Annotated in this window: 14 protein-coding genes and 1 other RNA gene; 7 read left to right on the top strand and 8 right to left on the bottom strand. The window is 61.2% G+C overall.

The window, feature by feature from the left end:
- Positions 1 to 67: 67 nt before the first annotated feature.
- The 5 genes from SALMUC_RS07865 to SALMUC_RS07840 all read right to left on the bottom strand — a co-directional run bounded on the left by SALMUC_RS07865 (position 68) and on the right by SALMUC_RS07840 (position 6047).
- Positions 68 to 1222 carry an HPP family protein gene (locus tag SALMUC_RS07865; RefSeq protein WP_020043395.1) on the bottom strand — a complete coding sequence of 385 codons (1155 nt, stop codon included), beginning with the start codon at positions 1220 to 1222 and terminating at the stop codon, positions 68 to 70.
- Positions 1223 to 1961: 739 nt separating this feature from the next.
- Positions 1962 to 3158, bottom strand: a complete 1197-nt coding sequence (locus SALMUC_RS07855) for a M20 aminoacylase family protein (RefSeq protein WP_020043397.1) — start codon at positions 3156 to 3158, stop codon at positions 1962 to 1964.
- Positions 3139 to 3696 carry a TRAP transporter small permease gene (locus SALMUC_RS07850; RefSeq protein ID WP_020043398.1) on the bottom strand — a complete coding sequence of 186 codons (558 nt, stop codon included), beginning with the start codon at positions 3694 to 3696 and terminating at the stop codon, positions 3139 to 3141. The genes SALMUC_RS07855 and SALMUC_RS07850 overlap by 20 nt, the downstream gene beginning before the upstream one ends.
- Before the next feature lie 70 nt (positions 3697 to 3766).
- Positions 3767 to 4741 carry a TRAP transporter substrate-binding protein gene (locus SALMUC_RS07845; RefSeq protein WP_020043399.1) on the bottom strand — a complete coding sequence of 325 codons (975 nt, stop codon included), beginning with the start codon at positions 4739 to 4741 and terminating at the stop codon, positions 3767 to 3769.
- Positions 4742 to 4763: 22 nt separating this feature from the next.
- The gene (locus SALMUC_RS07840) at positions 4764 to 6047 is read right to left on the bottom strand and encodes a TRAP transporter large permease (RefSeq protein WP_020043400.1); all 1284 of its coding nucleotides are present in this window, start codon (positions 6045 to 6047) and stop codon (positions 4764 to 4766) included.
- A gap of 216 nt (positions 6048 to 6263) precedes the next feature.
- Here SALMUC_RS07840 and SALMUC_RS07835 point away from each other — a divergent pair, with 216 nt between their 5' ends.
- A complete protein-coding gene (locus tag SALMUC_RS07835) occupies positions 6264 to 7160 on the top strand; it encodes a LysR family transcriptional regulator (protein ID WP_020043401.1) in 897 nt (298 codons plus the stop codon).
- Between the two features lie 51 nt (positions 7161 to 7211).
- Here SALMUC_RS07835 and SALMUC_RS28115 read toward each other — a convergent pair whose 3' ends face one another.
- From SALMUC_RS28115 to ssrA, 3 genes are all read right to left on the bottom strand, one after another.
- Positions 7212 to 8426: a transglycosylase SLT domain-containing protein gene (locus SALMUC_RS28115; protein WP_084513933.1), complete on the bottom strand. Its 1215-nt coding sequence runs from the start codon at positions 8424 to 8426 to the stop codon at positions 7212 to 7214.
- A gap of 349 nt (positions 8427 to 8775) precedes the next feature.
- Positions 8776 to 10065, bottom strand: coding sequence for an RNA-guided endonuclease IscB (iscB, locus tag SALMUC_RS07825; RefSeq protein WP_020043403.1), 1290 nt, complete (start codon positions 10063 to 10065; stop codon positions 8776 to 8778).
- Between the two features lie 279 nt (positions 10066 to 10344).
- Positions 10345 to 10738, bottom strand: a transfer-messenger RNA (tmRNA) gene (ssrA, locus tag SALMUC_RS28775).
- Positions 10739 to 10915: 177 nt separating this feature from the next.
- Between ssrA and SALMUC_RS07820 the strand changes: the two genes are divergently transcribed.
- From SALMUC_RS07820 to SALMUC_RS30360, 6 genes are all read left to right on the top strand, one after another.
- Positions 10916 to 11842 (top strand): DHH family phosphoesterase, encoded by a 927-nt coding sequence (locus SALMUC_RS07820; protein ID WP_020043408.1) that lies wholly within the window; start codon positions 10916 to 10918, stop codon positions 11840 to 11842.
- Positions 11843 to 11899: 57 nt separating this feature from the next.
- Positions 11900 to 13039 (top strand): recombinase RecA, encoded by a 1140-nt coding sequence (recA, locus tag SALMUC_RS07815; RefSeq protein ID WP_020043407.1) that lies wholly within the window; start codon positions 11900 to 11902, stop codon positions 13037 to 13039.
- 72 nt (positions 13040 to 13111) lie between these two features.
- Positions 13112 to 13768, top strand: a complete 657-nt coding sequence (locus SALMUC_RS07810; RefSeq protein ID WP_021120038.1) for a DsbA family protein — start codon at positions 13112 to 13114, stop codon at positions 13766 to 13768.
- A gap of 23 nt (positions 13769 to 13791) precedes the next feature.
- Positions 13792 to 14697, top strand: coding sequence for an FAD-dependent thymidylate synthase (thyX, locus tag SALMUC_RS07805; protein ID WP_020043405.1), 906 nt, complete (start codon positions 13792 to 13794; stop codon positions 14695 to 14697).
- Between the two features lie 78 nt (positions 14698 to 14775).
- Positions 14776 to 15138 carry a dCTP deaminase/dUTPase family protein gene (locus tag SALMUC_RS07800; protein WP_020043404.1) on the top strand — a complete coding sequence of 121 codons (363 nt, stop codon included), beginning with the start codon at positions 14776 to 14778 and terminating at the stop codon, positions 15136 to 15138.
- A gap of 206 nt (positions 15139 to 15344) precedes the next feature.
- A partial coding sequence (locus tag SALMUC_RS30360; RefSeq protein ID WP_198014535.1) for an RRXRR domain-containing protein occupies positions 15345 to 15715 on the top strand: 371 nt, incomplete at its 3' end.

The raw sequence follows: 15715 nt of genomic DNA, 5'->3' as shown, positions 1-15715 counted from the left end.
GCCACGAGTTTCACCACGAAATGCAAAGGGCTGGGCCGATTGGCGTCCTTTTCTGTTGGGGACGATGTCACCCCACCGCACCGGCGTGGACCACGCGGCGTGCCATGGCAGCGAGCATGTCGGTGCGGGTGACGATTCCGACAGGCTTTCCGTATTCGATGATGGGGACTGCGTCGGTGTCCCCATCGGCGACCATGTGGAGCAGAACACCAATGGGTGTTTCCGTTGTCGCGCGCGGACAAGCAACCCGCATGATGTCGCCGGCTCTCGTGGGTGCTTCACGCTCTCGGTCCAGGAGTCGTTTGAGCGCGGGCCAGTATCCGCGCTTGAGGCGGGTGGCGTCGGACCGGGTTTGAACAATGAGATCCATCTGGAAAATGACGCCGAGGAACCTGTCGTCGGAATCCACCACCGGCAGGGAAGTGAACTTGTGCCGCGTGAAGAGCTCGGCAATCGTTCCAATGTCCGTGTCTTGTCGAACCGTGACGAGGTTCCGGGACATGATGTCCTGAGCCGACAAGGGGCCGGTCGACTGCGCCGCGACCTGCAACTCGGCGGCGCCAATCAGTCGGGCCAGATCTTCGACGCCGATGTTGAATGACTGGCTATAGCGCTCGAGAATTCCGGTCAGTTCGTCTTCGGAAAGGCCCAGGCGTTCTTCCGGGTCCCGATCTTCTGTCCCGTGCCTGCTTGCATCGTCGAACTGCCTGAACGGGTAGTGCCGGCCCGTGATGCGCGCGTAGCCGGTTGCGACCATGACAAGAAATGCCGTCCCGACAGCAATTGGTGAGAGTGCGAACCAGAAGCCGAGTTCGGCGACCGCATCCGGCGACATGGCGGCCGTCATCGCAACGGCGCCCGCCGGCGGATGGACGGCCCGGCACAATATGGTGGCCGTGATCGCGAGACCGACGGCCAGCGCAATCCTCAGGACGGGATCCGTGACCGTCAAACAAACGGCCACCCCGACGAGAGCTGCAACCGTGTTGCCGACAATCGCGGACCACGGCTGCGCCAGTGGGCTGTTCGGTACCGCGAACAACAGGACGGACGAGGCTCCGAATGGCGCAACGAGATAGAGACCGAGCTCGGTGTCAATTTCCGGAGAAAGCAGAAACAGCCCGGTCAGCCCCAGTCCGACCAGAGCTCCGAGCCCGGCCCGAATGGCTTCCAGGCCGGAGACGCGGGCAACGGCAGGGCCAAGCGATCTCAAAAAATGCAAGATATCGTCTCCTCGAGTTGCGCCGCAAAAGGTTCCCCGCCGGTGTAGGTGTTCCGCGTGAAGGTTGCCAGACGCCGATGGGGATGACGATGTCAGCGCCGGTCACGGAGACGACTCCCGCAGAGCCTGTGTCAGCTCCGCGCTCTCGATGACGTACTGTCCGAAGCCAGGTCGCCAAATCAGTCCCTTGTCGCGTAGGGCATCGAGAGCTTTCTGCACCGCACCTTTGCTCGGTGTCTTTTCGTCCGGAACCAGGTCACGCCGTGTGTCGATAGCAAACGGAGTGAAGTCTATGCCGTCCCGGGCCATAAGGTAGAGTATCGCCTGGCGCAGAAGGCTTTGAATCCGCAGGACGTCACTTCGGCCCAAAGTCGGCGACGCCACTACGAAAGAAGGCGAACGACGCAAACGAGAGGGCATCCGCAAAAGTACCCCCGAGTATCCTCGAGAGGTATACTTTGCCGCAACACACTGATAAATCGCAAAATTCGCCGCGCAGGCGATTGCTTCCTCGCCTGCGCGGCGGCGGATGGCAGTTTGAATTTCCGCGGGACCGCTCAGTACCCTGGCCTATGGGAGGCGGGAGCATCGTTCCGCGCGATGACGCACCAGCCTCCTGCGCCAAGTAGGCTCCGAGGGGGGCCGGCGCGACAGGCAAGCAACTGTGCATCAATGCCAAGCGTGACCTGTGCAGCGAACGGTAGCTGTCCGCCCTTCGTGCCGAACTTAGAGACTGTGTTCAGGTTCGGTCCCCCAGCTCGATGGCAACTAGGCTCACCCAGTAGGCCACGCCGAACGGGATCAGCGCATCATTGAAATCATACGCGGGCGTATGCACAAAAGCGGCGTTCGGACCGTCCCCGTTGCCGATCATGACATAGGCGCCAGGGATCTTTTCCAGCATGAATGAGAAATCCTCTGAGCCACCGGCAAGAGGCGCCTTCGGGTCGACAAGTGGCTCACCGACAATAGCGGTCGCAGCCGAAACCGCATTTTCGACCTCAGCCTTGGTGTTCACCAGCGGTGGATAGCGGCGGGTATAGATCAGCTTCGCGCTGACGTCATGCGGTGCCGCACAGCTGGTGGCGAAAGCGCCGATGGTGTTTTCTAAGATGTCGCGCACCTCGGCCCGGTAGGAGCGCGCGGTTCCACGCACAACAACACTCGCCGGGATGATGTTGGGGCTGTTGTAGTCCCCCCCATCGATATGCCCGACCGAGATTACCGCCGGGTCAGTCGACGGCACCTTGCGAGAGATGATCTGCGAAAGGCTGGCGATGAACTGTCCCGCGGGTACGGTGGGATCGGTGGCGGCATGGGGCATGGCGCCATGCCCGCCCGTACCCTCGAAGATCACTTCCCAGGTGTCGCCTGCGGCCATGAAGGCGCCCGGACGCGTCTGCACCCGGCCCAGGGGCTCTTTCGGACCATTGTGAATGCCGTAAATCGCGTCGCAGGGAAAAAGGTCGAAGAGACCGTCCTCGATCATCACACGTGCACCACCCAGGCCCTCTTCGGCGGGCTGGAAGATGAAATTCACGGTACCGGCGAAGTCGGGATTGGAGGCCAGCTTCTCGGCTGCGCCGAGAAGCATGGCGGTGTGACCGTCGTGGCCGCAGGCATGCATCTTGCCCGGCACTTCTGAGGAATAGGGCAGCCCGGTCTGTTCCTCGATGAAGAGCGCATCCATGTCGGCGCGTAGTGCGATCACCCGTTGGCCGGGGCGCTTGCCTTTCAGGGTTCCGACCACTCCGGTGCCACCTAGGCCACGATGGATCTCGATCCCCAGCTCAGTCAGCCGGTCAGCGACGATTTGCGAAGTCCGGTGTTCCTCGAAGGCGGTTTCGGGGTGGCGGTGGATGTCTTGGCGCAAAGCGGTCAAGCGGTCGATGAAGTCTTTGTCGGCGCGCAGGGTATCAGGCGTGATCGGAGACATTGGCGGGTCTTTCGGAAGTTCTTGCCAACGGCCTTGCAAACCCGCGCGCACAGTGCGCCAGGCCATGCAGGAAGATGGCGATGATGAAGATAGGGACGGTCACGGCGACGAAGATTGTCGGCATGTCGAAGGTCTCGGCCGTGGTGTAGAGGTTGCGTGCAAGGAAGGAACGGGCCGGGTTCAGCCCAGGTCCGTAGAAGCAATAGAACAGTATCGGACCGAGGAAGACGACCACTGCGGCACCGCGCAGCATCGCACCCAGGGCTAGCACCGGACGCGGCAGGGCCGCTGGCAGATTGACCAACTTCGGGTCGAACCCGGCCCGGAACGAGATCGATGACCCTAGCAGACCAACCCAGACCATCGCATAGCGCGCGGCCTCTTCAGTCCAGGCGGGTGGCGCTGCAAAGCCGTAGCGGGCCACCACCTGCAGGGCGATAAAGGCCACCATCAGCACCAGGCCGACGAGGGCAACCAAGCGCAGCACGCGGTCGATACCGCGGCTAAGTCGGTCAAGGAAGGTTGCAATGGAAGTCATGTCAGCCTCCGGCGGGAAGGAACTGTAGGATGGGGGCAGGGCAAGGAACCGTGCCCCCGGGGTGCGCGGATCAGTCGACGAACTTGGAGATGTAGTCGACGTCTTTCTGAGGCACGATCTGGTTCCAGACTGAGCGCGAGGCCTCGATGAACTTGGCGCGTTCCCCCTCTGCCAGGGGCGTGATCTCGACCCCACCTTCCAGGATCTTCTGCTCGAAGTAAGAGGCCTGCTCCAGCGCCCATGCGCGATTCACCGCGATGCCGTCGGCGATTGCGTCATCGACCCAGACCTGTTCTTCCTCCGTCAGGAAAGAGTACCAGTCGTCCGACAGCATGATGACCTTTGGGACGGGGCCGGCGTCCAGCGGGGTGAAGTAGTCAAGCAGCTCGACCTGGCCAGCGGCCACGACTGTCGAGGGCGGATTGAAGTGCCCCACTGCAACGCCTGTCTGCAGCGCGTTCGGCGTCTCCGCCCAGCTGACGACGGTGGGTTTGGCGCCCCATTCGGACATGAAGGTCACCTGGTCTCCGTTCTGGGCGCGCAGGCGCATATCGCTCACGTCCGCGAGGGTCGTGACGGGCTTTTGCGTGTTGAACAGGCCGAGGGTGCCGCCGCGCATTGCGAAGCCGGCAACCTTGATGCCGAGCCGCGAGGCCTCCTCGTTGATGCGCTCCAGCGCATCGCTTTCCTCGACCAAGCGGTCGAAGGAAGCCTCGTCTGAGGTCAGAAACGGCAGGAAGAGGGTCGACGCCCACTTGGAAGCCTTCATCAACGAGCCGCCGTTCCCGATGTTGACGGAGATCAGTCCCTGGGAGGTTTGGTCGAAACGGTCGCTCTCCTTGCCCATTGTGTTGGAGGGATGAACGATCACGTTGACACCATGATCCTCCAAGCTTTCGGCGAAGGCATGGATGAAGACATATTCCGCGTCGTTCTGTAGGTCCTCGGTCCCGGCAAAGGCGACGATCACGTCGTCCATTGCCTGAGCGGCGGTACCGGATAGCGCTGCAAGGCTCACGGAGGCGGCGAGAAGGGTCTTTTTCATCTGTGTTCTCCTGTTGGTGAGGTCAGTTCATGAGGCCGAGGTATCTCGGCAGGGTCAGAGAGATCGCTGGGATGTAGATCAGCATTCCCAAAAGGATCAGCTCGACGATCAAGAAGGGCAGTGTGGCCCGCACGAGGCGCCAGTAACCGATGTCGACCACGGTCGAGAGGATCAGCAGCACGCCGCCCAACGGGGGAGTCAGCAAACCCACGGTGAGGTTGAAACCAACGAGGATGCCCATGTGCACCGGGTCGACGCCGAGAGCGATGGCCGGCGGGATCAATAGCGGGCCGAGCAGCGCGACGGCGGCCTTCACATCCATGATCATGCCGGCGAGCAGGAAAATCAGGTTGAGCACGATCATGTAGCCGGTCGCGTTGAGTCCGATGTCCCCGATCAACTCGGCGAGTTTGCGTGGCAGCTGCTCAACCGAGGTTAGGTAGCCGAAGGTCGCCACTGCTACCAAGATGATGAAGACAGCGCCCGACAGCATCACCGTGCGGTTCAGCGCCTCATAAATGTCTTGCAGGGTCAGCTTGCCGTAGAACATCCCCACGGCCTGCGCCGCGATGGAAGCCACCCCCGCAGCTTCCGCAGGCGTCATGAAGCCGAAGAGGATGCCCGACAGGATGATCACCGGCAGCGAGAGAGCGGGTAGAGCCGTTAAGAGCGACGACCAGAATGGCGGGATCTCGGATCCCTTGCCGCCCGGGTATCCATGGCGGTGCGCCATGAAGGCATTCACAACCATCAAGACGCCGGCCAGCAGCAGTCCCGGCACCACGCCTGCGGCAAAGAGAGCCACGACAGAAGTGTTGAGCAGCGCTCCGTAGAAGATCAGGATGATCGACGGCGGGATGATCGGCCCAATGATCGACGAGGCTGCGGTGATCGCAGTGGCGTAGTCACGCGAATAGCCCTGCCGCTCCATCTCTGGCACCAGAGTGTTGCCGAGCGCAGCCGCATCGGCCGTGGCAGAGCCGGATATGCCCGCGAAGAACACCGACGTCATGATGTTCACATGCGCCATTCCGCCCTTGAAGCGTCCAAGCATCGACAGGCTGAAACGGATCAGCGCCTGAGTCACCCCGCCGCGGTTCATCAGTTCTCCCGTCAGGATGAACAGAGGCATAGCCAGGAAAGCGAAGACGTCGAGCTGGCTCATGGCGCGTTGCGGCAGCGCAGCAAGATAGCGTGCCTGGTCTTGGGTGAAAAAACCGATGATGGTCGCGCCGCCTACGAAATAGGCGATGGCAGAGCCCGAAAGCAACGTCGCGAACAGGAAGAGGAACGGTAAGATTGGCATCGATGTCTCCTTTCGGGGGAAACAATTCAACCCGAGCCTTATAGGCAATACGATAAATTTTGCGCGAGCCATACGCATGAGCTATGGCTTGGCAGGAACCTGCAGGAAAATCGCCGCAGGCCCGGCCTGAATTCCGGGTTGGCAAACTAACAGGAGAAGAGATTGCCTGCGGCCGCGCACCTGCAAACGTCTAAAATTCAGGCAAACGGAGACCACATGGACGGCATCAATCTTCACCGGCTTCAGGTATTTCGCTCTGTCTTCGAGACCGACAGTGTCAGCGCTGCAGCACGGCGCATGCGCCTATCCCAGCCCACGGTCAGCCGTCATCTGCAGATCTTTGAGGACGAGCTGGGGGTTGTCCTTTTCCGCAATATCTCGGGCCGACTAGAGCCGACTTGGGAGGCACAGCGCCTCTATGCCGAATCTGGTGGCCTGTTTGAAAGGCTCAGCCAGATCGAACAATCGGTTGAATCGATCCGGCGCGGCCAGCAGGAGGCGCTCCGGATCATGGGCACCGCCGCACTGTCCGGGACGGTGCTGGCCGAGGCGGTCGGGCGACTTTACCGCGATTTTCCTGACTTGGAGATCGTCGTAGATGCCGGCAGGCAGAGCCAGCAGCTTCCAGCGTTGCGCGAGGGGTCCATCGATCTGGCCGTGGGTGGCGCCTGGGAAAACCGCCCGGAACTGACTCAATGGAAAATCGGCAGCATGCCTCTCATGGCGGTGTTGCCGGTCGATCACCCGAGATCCAAAGAAGCCACCTTCGATCTTGCTTGGCTGGAGGGAGAGGATTTCGTCAACCACAATATCCACGCGCCACTCGGGGCCCTGATTTCTGCGGAGCTGTCCAGGCGCGGAATCGTTCCCCGACAGCGTCTCACGGCCCTCAGCATCCCCTTTGCCGTCAGCCTCGCCCGGGCTGCCGGTGCTTGCGCGGTCGTCGATCATATCTCGGCGAGCTCGATTGACCGGACAACAATGCGCGTATTGCCGCTGTCACATCCTCTGTCCCTCAGCCTGACGGTTACGCAGCTTGCCTCGCGACCAGAGCGCACGCCTGTCAGGGCCTTTGTAGCAACGATGCGGCAGGCATATGCACGCCTTATTTGAGGTGCGCACCTCACGCCAGGGCACAAAAAAGGAATGCCTGCACGACGCCGCTCAGTACCCTGGCCTATGGAAGGCGGGAGCATCGTTCCGCGCGATGACGGCTGGCTCGTCATCCTCCTCGGCCTTGCGCGCCTCGAGAACCGAGGCGGGGTCGTGTTCCTCGAGCAGGCCGAGCTTCCGCGCATAATCGGTCGCGAACCGCATGTGCTCGGTGTTCTCGCGATCATACTTCAGCGTGAAGTAGGCGATCCGCTTGCTCATGACCGAAGAGAACCAGTCCATCGTCTCGTCGAAAGTCCGGTAGCGGCCGTTCTTGATGAATATCGACCGGTTTGCCTGGATGGGCTTCCACATCGACCGGACGGTGTTCACGTGAGCGTGCGGATTGCGGTCCAGGTTTTTCAGGAACACCGAGGCGTTACCGGAACCGAGGAAGTGGGTGACGTAGTACTCGTCGAGCTCGAGATCGCGGCCGATTTCGCTGGTCACGGTCTTCTGATCGTCCAGCATCAGGGCCGCGGCCAGCAGCGCGGCATCGTGAACGTCGTCGCGCATTTTCAGGATCCGTCTTGCCGAGGACGCGGAGGCGAACCAGGTCTTCGCTCCCTGACCGTGGATTTCGCGGGCCTCGCGGTCGAACCCGAAGGCCGGCCCCAGCTTCTTGATCGTGTTGCGCCAGGTTCCCTTCGTGAACTGCATGAGCCCCTGCGCCGAGCTTGTGGGGGCGGAGGCCGTTTTCACGAAATTGCTCTCCTTGGATGCGAAAGCATAGAGGACCCCTTTCGGCACGCCGGTCAGATCGGCGGCCCGCTCGATGGCATCATGGGTCTCGCGGTCGATGTATCCGTCGGGGATATCGAACATGTCGGGGGTGACCTCGGGAATGATGACCCCCGAGCCGGCCACCGCATGGCTCACGCGCATGGAATTCGCCAGCACCCCTTGGAAGTCCTGGTAATGGAAGCCGCCCGCGGCCGGTTTGCTCGGCATGTCGGGAGGACCCGCGTACGGATCTGTCGGGGTGCGCAACGTCGGCGCCGCGCGGTTGGGAAGATGCGGGACCTTTGCGGGTGCCGCGACATCGATTTCAGGATCCGCCGGCAAGGCGCGGGCGTAGTCGAGTTCGGACTCAGCGAAGTGTCCCCCAACCGTATACGCGACCGCAGCCGCCAGGCTCAGGTTCGCCAGGAACGCGGTCTTTCGGTATACCCGGAAGCCGGAACCGAAAAACGATTCCAGGCGGCTTGTCTGCTCTTCTTTATTCATCGTATTCTCAAATCCGTTGTTCGAAACCTGCGTCCTGGAACGCACTCAACAAGCAAGAGGCTTCGTGTCCTGAGCAAACGCGTGATGAAGGCCTCGGGAGCCTTCGCCTGGAAGGAATCCCGGGGGCTCCGGATCCGGACCTGATCGAGAAGAACCTCAAGACTTCTCGGTCTGCCATCCAGGCGCGATATAAACAGGGCGACCTCGCCCGCGTCGTTAATAACGAATTCCGGCTCCATGAGCGTCAAAATGGAGTTTAAAGAATAAGATTTCGTCAAGAAAGATCCCGAACGGGCCGAATGTTCTCGAACGAAGATGGCGGCACGAATTTTCCGCAACGAACGCAACATCATTGATACGCGTATCCGTCGTTGCGATGGATCGCCTTGAAATCACGAGGTGGGAACGAGCGGGGTTTCTGTCCCGCGGCGCGGAGTTCAAAATTGCCCCTGGTGCGCGGAGAGATGCGACCCTCTAGCCCGCGCGCCTTGGCGATGTCGCCGGAGCGCCAGCCGTGGATGGGCTTGAGCGGGCGGATCTGAGCGGCGCCCGCCTTGTTGCGGCGGGGCTGGCCGTGTTTGTCAAACACGCCCTTCTGTCGACCACCCTGACCCTTGGCAGAGATAAGCAACGGCTTGTCGGTGCGAAGGGTCAGGGCATCCACGTTGCCGACGGCCGCGGCATCGAGCCAATGAGCCTTGGCCCAGCCCATCCGTTTGCGGTTGTACTTGGTCCTTCCCCCTGTTCCCGTCGTGACAGGCAGACCCGTCATCTTCAGTGCGGTGAACATGGCCCAGCGTGTCGAGTTGACCGATGCCGCGTCTCTGAGAGGCTGTTTCGCCTGTTTCCTGATGCGCGCCAGAAGGTCGGGCCTGCCCGACAGGAAGTCCTCGACGGGGCGGTTGCCTTTCTTCTGGTTGCAGGGCTCGCAGGCCAGCGTCAGGTTGCTGACCCTGTTCGAGCCGCCGCGCGACCTGGGTTGGATATGTTCAACCTCGAGCGGGCGGCCCTCAGCTCCGCAATAGGCGCATTCGCGCCCCCATTTGGCGAGGAGATACTCCTTCACTTCGAAGCCTGCCAGATCGCCCTGCTGATACTCGACGCCGCTGATTTCAGGGTTCTGCATCTGCTGCAGATCGAATCTCACCAGTTCCATCGCGATGGAGCTGGCAGGCGCGTAGCGGCGAAACCTGTCCATCCAGGTCATGATCGTTTCGACGCGGTGCATCAGGCTCGGTGCGAGCCAGCCCTTCTTACGCTTTCGGTCAGCGTTGTTGATCTGAGCCTTGGTCCTGTAACGTGGCTTGCGGTAGCGCAGCTTGTTCCGCCGTCCACGACGGCGCTCACGGCGCATCTGCAAGCGCTCCCTGATTTGGTGGCCACGATGGGTCAGCTCCCCGCCCCAGACAACCTTGTCACCCTGCACCAGCGCCAGACCCGTGACCTTGGAGCCGGGGTCGATTTTCACTTCGACCGGGGCGGGCTCCGCATCCGGCACCTTTCGCTTGAGGATGATCGTGAAGGGATAACGACGAAACACCGCCGCCTTCCCATCGCGCAGCAACTGCCGCGCTCGTGCTGGCGACGTCGGCGACAAGGGCCGCCGGGCGTCATCCAGCACAAAAACATAGTTGGACATTTCTGTCCCTTTCTGGCCCGCAGGCCGTTAAGTTTGCCTCGACAAGGTTACTGGCGCTTTCGTGTGCCCAACTCACTGGACCTTTCAGCCCCTCCCGCTCGCGCGAGAGACTTAAAGCTGGGCGAAAGAGGCAATGACTGGCGTTCACCAGTGCATTTCATCACGCCACTAACGTAGATTGGATTGCTCCTTTCTTAGTCTGCACCTCACCCGGCGCTCAGAGCGCAATGTTGCGTTCGTTGCGCGTTAGGGTGAGGGGATAGAGAGCAGGGTAGGGACCGTGGCCCCCTTCTGTTTCGAGGCTCCCCTGCGAGCCCAGGCGGTCAGGCCGCCAGTGCACCTGCTGGTGCGCGGTTGAAGTTTGCAGTTGTTGCAATGGAACAGTAACGGATTTCCACCCGACGCTCTCCACTCAACTACGACACCAGTCTATCCTGTTTCGGCCCCATCAGAGACAGTCCATCGCCTGCGCGAGCAGCAGGTCAGCACCTCTTCATGTGCCTGCCCCGCAGTCGCAACCCGGCTTTTCGGCGGCAATCGGACGAACCGTTCATTGCGCCATGAACTGCCCTTGGTGGAGCCGCCCGGTACCGCCCCGGGGTCCTGCATGCCTTCGCATCGCTTCCACAAGCGCAGGACACAGGTAGCACTCTTGAGGCCGTTGTTCAAGCCTGTCCATGAAAATTTGCCGCCATGTTGGCATGAATAAATAAGAATAGAATGTTGACGATGGATCTTCCTCGGGATAGGTTGGCGGTCAGAGCATGGTGGAGCCGCTAACTGCCGATTTTCCGAAGAGTGTAGATTATTCGGATTTTCGGCAGTTAAGGTGGCAACGAAAGGAGATCCCTTGCCCAAGATCATCTGCATCTATCACGGAAACTGCCCGGATGGGTTCACCGCGGCCTGGATTGTACATCAGTGGTTGGCCTTGCAGACGATGAGGAGGGAGGTCAGTCGTGATGTCGAGATCGAGTTCCACGGAGACTCCTATGTGACGCCAAACCCGCCGGATGTCACGGACGCGCACGTGATCATGGTCGATTTCAGTTACAACGCCGAAACGCTGACAGCCATGAACGACGAGTGCCGCTCGATGCTGGTGCTGGATCACCACAAGTCGGCTGGCAAGGAACTCGAGGGAACGATCAGGAAACAAACCGACCGCTCCGCAATGGAGAACTGGATGGTCGCCATCCGGGAGGACTCACGTCATGCGAGCCCCATCGGGATCTTCGACATGGACCGGTCGGGGGCCCGTCTGGCTTGGGATGTCCTCTTCTACAGCATGACGGCCCCGGCCCTTGTGGAATATGTTGAGGATCGCGACCTGTGGCGGCATGAGCTCCCTGATACCCAGGCCATCAACCAGTACATCATGTCCTTCGACCAGACCTTCCAGAACTGGAGCCGAATGGACGCCGCACTCAACGAAGACAGGTCGAAAGCCATTGCCCAGGGAGAAGCGATCCTTCGGCAAAAGAACCTCGACATGGAGTCCGTCGTCCTGGAAGCCCGGCGCCGCATGACCCTGTTCGGATACGACGTTCCGGTTGTGAATGCGCCGCACTACATGGCGTCGGACATCGCCCGGAAGCTGTTCGACGGATCGCCCTTCGTCGCGATCTACTACGATCTCGCAGACGGGCGGAAGTTTTCCCTTCGGGCCCCGGATGAGTCCAGCGTGGACGTAAGCGAATTGGCCAGCACCTTCGACAACGGTGGTGGACACGCGAAGGCCGCCGGATTCACCGCCCCAGCCGGCTGGGAAGGATAACCGCGCCGGCCTGGCGCGATCACAAGACACACGATTTCAACGGAGAAAGGAAACCGCATGGCCCCTCGTGGCAAGGCAAACGGCAAGGGTGACGACAAGTCCACCCAGGAGAACAAGCAGAAGGCGCTGGACGCGGCGCTCGGGCAGATCGAACGCCAGTTCGGCAAGGGCTCGATCATGAAACTCGGCGAAAAGAACGCCCTCGACATCGGCTCGACCTCGACCGGCTCGCTCGGCCTCGACATCGCGCTGGGCATCGGCGGTCTTCCGGACGGTCGGATCGTCGAGATCTATGGCCCGGAAAGCTCGGGCAAGACGACGCTCACCCTGCATGCCATCGCCGAAGAGCAGAAAAAGGGCAATGTCTGCGCCTTCGTCGATGCCGAGCACGCCCTCGATCCGCAGTACGCCAAGAAGCTGGGCGTCGATCTTGACGAGCTGCTGATCTCGCAGCCCGACACCGGCGAACAAGCCCTAGAGATCGCCGACACCCTGGTCCGCTCAGGCGCCGTCCAGATGGTCGTCGTGGACTCCGTGGCGGCACTGACGCCGAAATCCGAGCTCGAGGGCGACATGGGCGACTCCAGCGTCGGCGTTCAGGCCCGCCTGATGAGCCAGGCCATGCGCAAGCTGACCGGCTCGATCAGCAAGACCAACTGCCGGGTCATCTTCATCAACCAGATCCGCATGAAGATCGGCGTCATGTTTGGCTCCCCGGAAACGACAACCGGTGGCAACGCCCTGAAATTCTACTCGAGCGTTCGCCTCGACATCCGGCGCATCGGGTCCGTGAAGGACAAGGATGAAGTGGTCGGCAACCACACCCGCGTCAAAGTCGTCAAGAACAAGGTCGCGCCGCCCTTCAAGCAGGTCGAGTTCGACATCATGTACGGCGAGGGCATCTCGATGACCGGCGAACTCATCGATCTCGGCGTGAAGGCCGGCGTCGTTGACAAGTCCGGCGCCTGGTACTCCTACGAAGACGAACGCATCGGACAGGGCCGCCTGAACGCGATGAAGTACCTCAAGGAGAACGCCTACATCGCCGCGGAAATCGAGGAGAAGATCCGCGCGGCGGCCGGCCTCGGTGACGCGGAGGATGACGCCGTGTTCGACATCGACGAGATGCAGAACGACGACGACGGCTCCGACGAGGAAGAAGACTTCATCGCCGGCGCGGACGCAGACGCGGGCTGACACCAGGACAGGGCGGGCATCCGGATTTTGGTGCCCGCCGATTTTCATTTCCATATTTTTCGGAGATTTTTCATGCAAGATCATCGCAAATTCAATGTCATCGCCTTTGCCATTTCCCTCGCTATCGGGATGTCCTTCGCGCTCGCCGTCGGCATCGGACTGTATTTCGTGATCCTCGGGAAGCAGACGGTCTCGCTGGATCAGCCGACTGCCGAAGACTACGTCTATCAGCCGACAACGGCCGAAGCCCGGCTCGCCGACAATGGTGGAGACGGATACATCCTGATTTTTGGAAGCGTGTCCTGTCCGCACTGTCGCGACCTGATCGTCGAAGACCTCCCCGGCATCATCGAACGGGCCCCGGGAAAGGTCGTCTACCGTAACGTGATTTCACCGGACTTCCCGGTCACGGCTCTCGCGCAGATCATGTTGTCCTGCATGCCCGAGGAGAAACGCGGCCCGGCTGTCCGGAAGGTCTATGAAAATCAGGATGCGTTGTTCGAAGAGAGCGACCGATACGTGCGCGACATCTTCCTCGAAAGTGCCGGCCTTGATCTCGAAGGCAAGACCGCGGACTGCCTCGACGACACCTCCGAAAACCGCATCATGGACCTGATCGACAAGCACAACGAGCAACGCCGGATTTTCGATATCTCGGCGACGCCCACCATCGTCGTCGACGGAGAGACCTTCGTCGGACGCCAAGACGCCGAGTCCCTCGGGCTCTGAACGGAAAACGAAAAGGAAAAAATGTGAATCTCACAGACGAACAGAAAGCCGACATCGCCGCTCTCCGCGCGACCCCGGCGCAGACCCTCCGGGCGACCAGCGAAGGCATGGAACGCCACCTCTACGAGCCCAAGCCCGTACTCGACCATGGCTTCGTGCGCGTCATCGACTACATGGGCGACGACACGGCGATCACGCAAGCAGCCCGCGTGAGCTACGGTCGCGGCACCAAGAGCGTGTCCAACGACGAGGGACTTATCCGCTACCTGATGCGGCACTGGCACTCGACCCCTTTCGAGATGTGCGAGCTCAAGCTGCATGTGAAGCTGCCGGTCTTCGTCGCGCGCCAGTGGATCCGCCACCGCACCGCCAACGTGAACGAGTACTCAGCCCGCTACTCGATCCTCGACCGCGAGTTCTATATCCCCGCACAGGACAGCTTGGCCGCGCAATCGACCACCAACAACCAGGGCCGGGGAGACACCCTCCAGGGAGCGGAAGCCGAACGCGTTCTGAACTACCTGCGCGATGACGCGATGCGCGCCTACGACCACTACGAGGAGATGATCTCGACCGAGGGACAGCAAGGCCTGGCGCGCGAACTGGCCCGGATGAACCTGCCGGCGAACATCTACACGCAGTGGTACTGGAAGGTGGACCTGCACAACCTTCTGCATTTCCTGCGCCTGCGCGCGGACAGCCACGCACAGTACGAGATCCGCGTCTATGCCGATGCGATCTGCGAGATGGTCAAGGACTGGGTTCCCTTCGCCTACCGCGCCTTCGAGGACTATCGCATGGGCGGTGAAAACCTCTCTGCCGCGGCGCTCGACTGCATCAAACGAATGCTCGCGGGCGAAGATGTGACCCAGGAAACCTCGGGCATGTCGAAGGGCGAGTGGCGCGAATTCCAAGCCATGCTGGACTGAACACGACGGGTCCCTGCTGAGGTGTGCCTTGCCTGGGTACGCGCAGTTGGGACCCGTTACACGAACACTGGAGGGCGCATGGAACTGCCATCGGTCGACCTGAAAATCACCAACCCGCGACTGAAGGATCTCGGCGCCCTACCTAGACGCGCCACCGATGGCTCGGCCGGCTACGATATCGCCGCCTGCATCGACAGCAAGGTGGTTCTCTTTCCGGGTCAGACCTTCGATTTCGACCTCGGCTTCGCGATTGCCATTCCGGACCCGCGCTGGGCGCTGTTCTTCATCCCGCGCTCCGGGCTTGGCGTGAAGTCGGGCATCATCCTCGCAAACGGGGTCGGTCTGATCGACAGCGACTACCGCGGCACATGCAAACTCTCGATCTGGAACCCTCACCCTAACGCGCAACGAACGCAACATTGCGTTCTGAGCGCCGGGTGAGGTGCAGACTAAGAAAGGAGCAATCCAATCTACGTTAGTGGCGTGATGAAATGCACTGGTGAACGCCAGCCATTGCCTCTTTCGCTCAGCTTTAAGTCTCTCGCGCGAGCGGGAGGGGCTGAAAGGTCCAGTGAGTTGGGCACACGAAAGCGCCAGTAATTTTGTCGAGGCAAACCTAACGGCCTTCGGGCCAGAAAGGGACAGAAATGTCCAACTATGTTTTTGTGCTGGATGACGCCCGGCGGCCCTTGTCGCCGACGTCGCCAGCACGAGCGCGGCAGTTGCTGCGCGATGGGAAGGCGGCGGTGTTTCGTCGTTATCCCTTCACGATCATCCTCAAGCGAAAGGTGCCGGATGCGGAGCCCGCCCCGGTCGAAGTGAAAATCGACCCCGGCTCCAAGGTCACGGGTCTGGCGCTGGTGCAGGGTGACAAGGTTGTCTGGGGCGGGGAGCTGACCCATCGTGGCCACCAAATCAGGGAGCGCTTGCAGATGCGCCGTGAGCGCCGTCGTGGACGGCGGAACAAGCTGCGCTACCGCAAGCCACGTTACAGGACCAAGGCTCAGATCAACAACGC

The sequence above is a fragment of the Salipiger mucosus DSM 16094 genome (genome assembly GCF_000442255.1).
GTDB lineage: Bacteria > Pseudomonadota > Alphaproteobacteria > Rhodobacterales > Rhodobacteraceae > Salipiger > Salipiger mucosus.
Note: the sequence above shows the minus strand (reverse complement) of the source record. Positions and strands in the feature narration are given on the sequence as shown.

Excerpts from the sequence above, each read along its gene's own strand:
- SALMUC_RS07835 (WP_020043401.1), top strand. The coding sequence starts at position 6,264 with ATGGACGGCATCAATCTTCACCGGCTTCAGGTATTTCGCTCTGTCTTC.
- recA (WP_020043407.1), top strand. The coding sequence starts at position 11,900 with ATGGCCCCTCGTGGCAAGGCAAACGGCAAGGGTGACGACAAGTCCACC.
- SALMUC_RS07845 (WP_020043399.1), bottom strand. The coding sequence starts at position 4,741 with ATGAAAAAGACCCTTCTCGCCGCCTCCGTGAGCCTTGCAGCGCTATCC.
- SALMUC_RS28115 (WP_084513933.1), bottom strand. The coding sequence starts at position 8,426 with ATGAATAAAGAAGAGCAGACAAGCCGCCTGGAATCGTTTTTCGGTTCC.
- iscB (WP_020043403.1), bottom strand. The coding sequence starts at position 10,065 with ATGTCCAACTATGTTTTTGTGCTGGATGACGCCCGGCGGCCCTTGTCG.
- SALMUC_RS07850 (WP_020043398.1), bottom strand. The coding sequence starts at position 3,696 with ATGACTTCCATTGCAACCTTCCTTGACCGACTTAGCCGCGGTATCGAC.
- SALMUC_RS07855 (WP_020043397.1), bottom strand. The coding sequence starts at position 3,158 with ATGTCTCCGATCACGCCTGATACCCTGCGCGCCGACAAAGACTTCATC.
- SALMUC_RS07840 (WP_020043400.1), bottom strand. The coding sequence starts at position 6,047 with ATGCCAATCTTACCGTTCCTCTTCCTGTTCGCGACGTTGCTTTCGGGC.
- SALMUC_RS07810 (WP_021120038.1), top strand. The coding sequence starts at position 13,112 with ATGCAAGATCATCGCAAATTCAATGTCATCGCCTTTGCCATTTCCCTC.
- SALMUC_RS07800 (WP_020043404.1), top strand. The coding sequence starts at position 14,776 with ATGGAACTGCCATCGGTCGACCTGAAAATCACCAACCCGCGACTGAAG.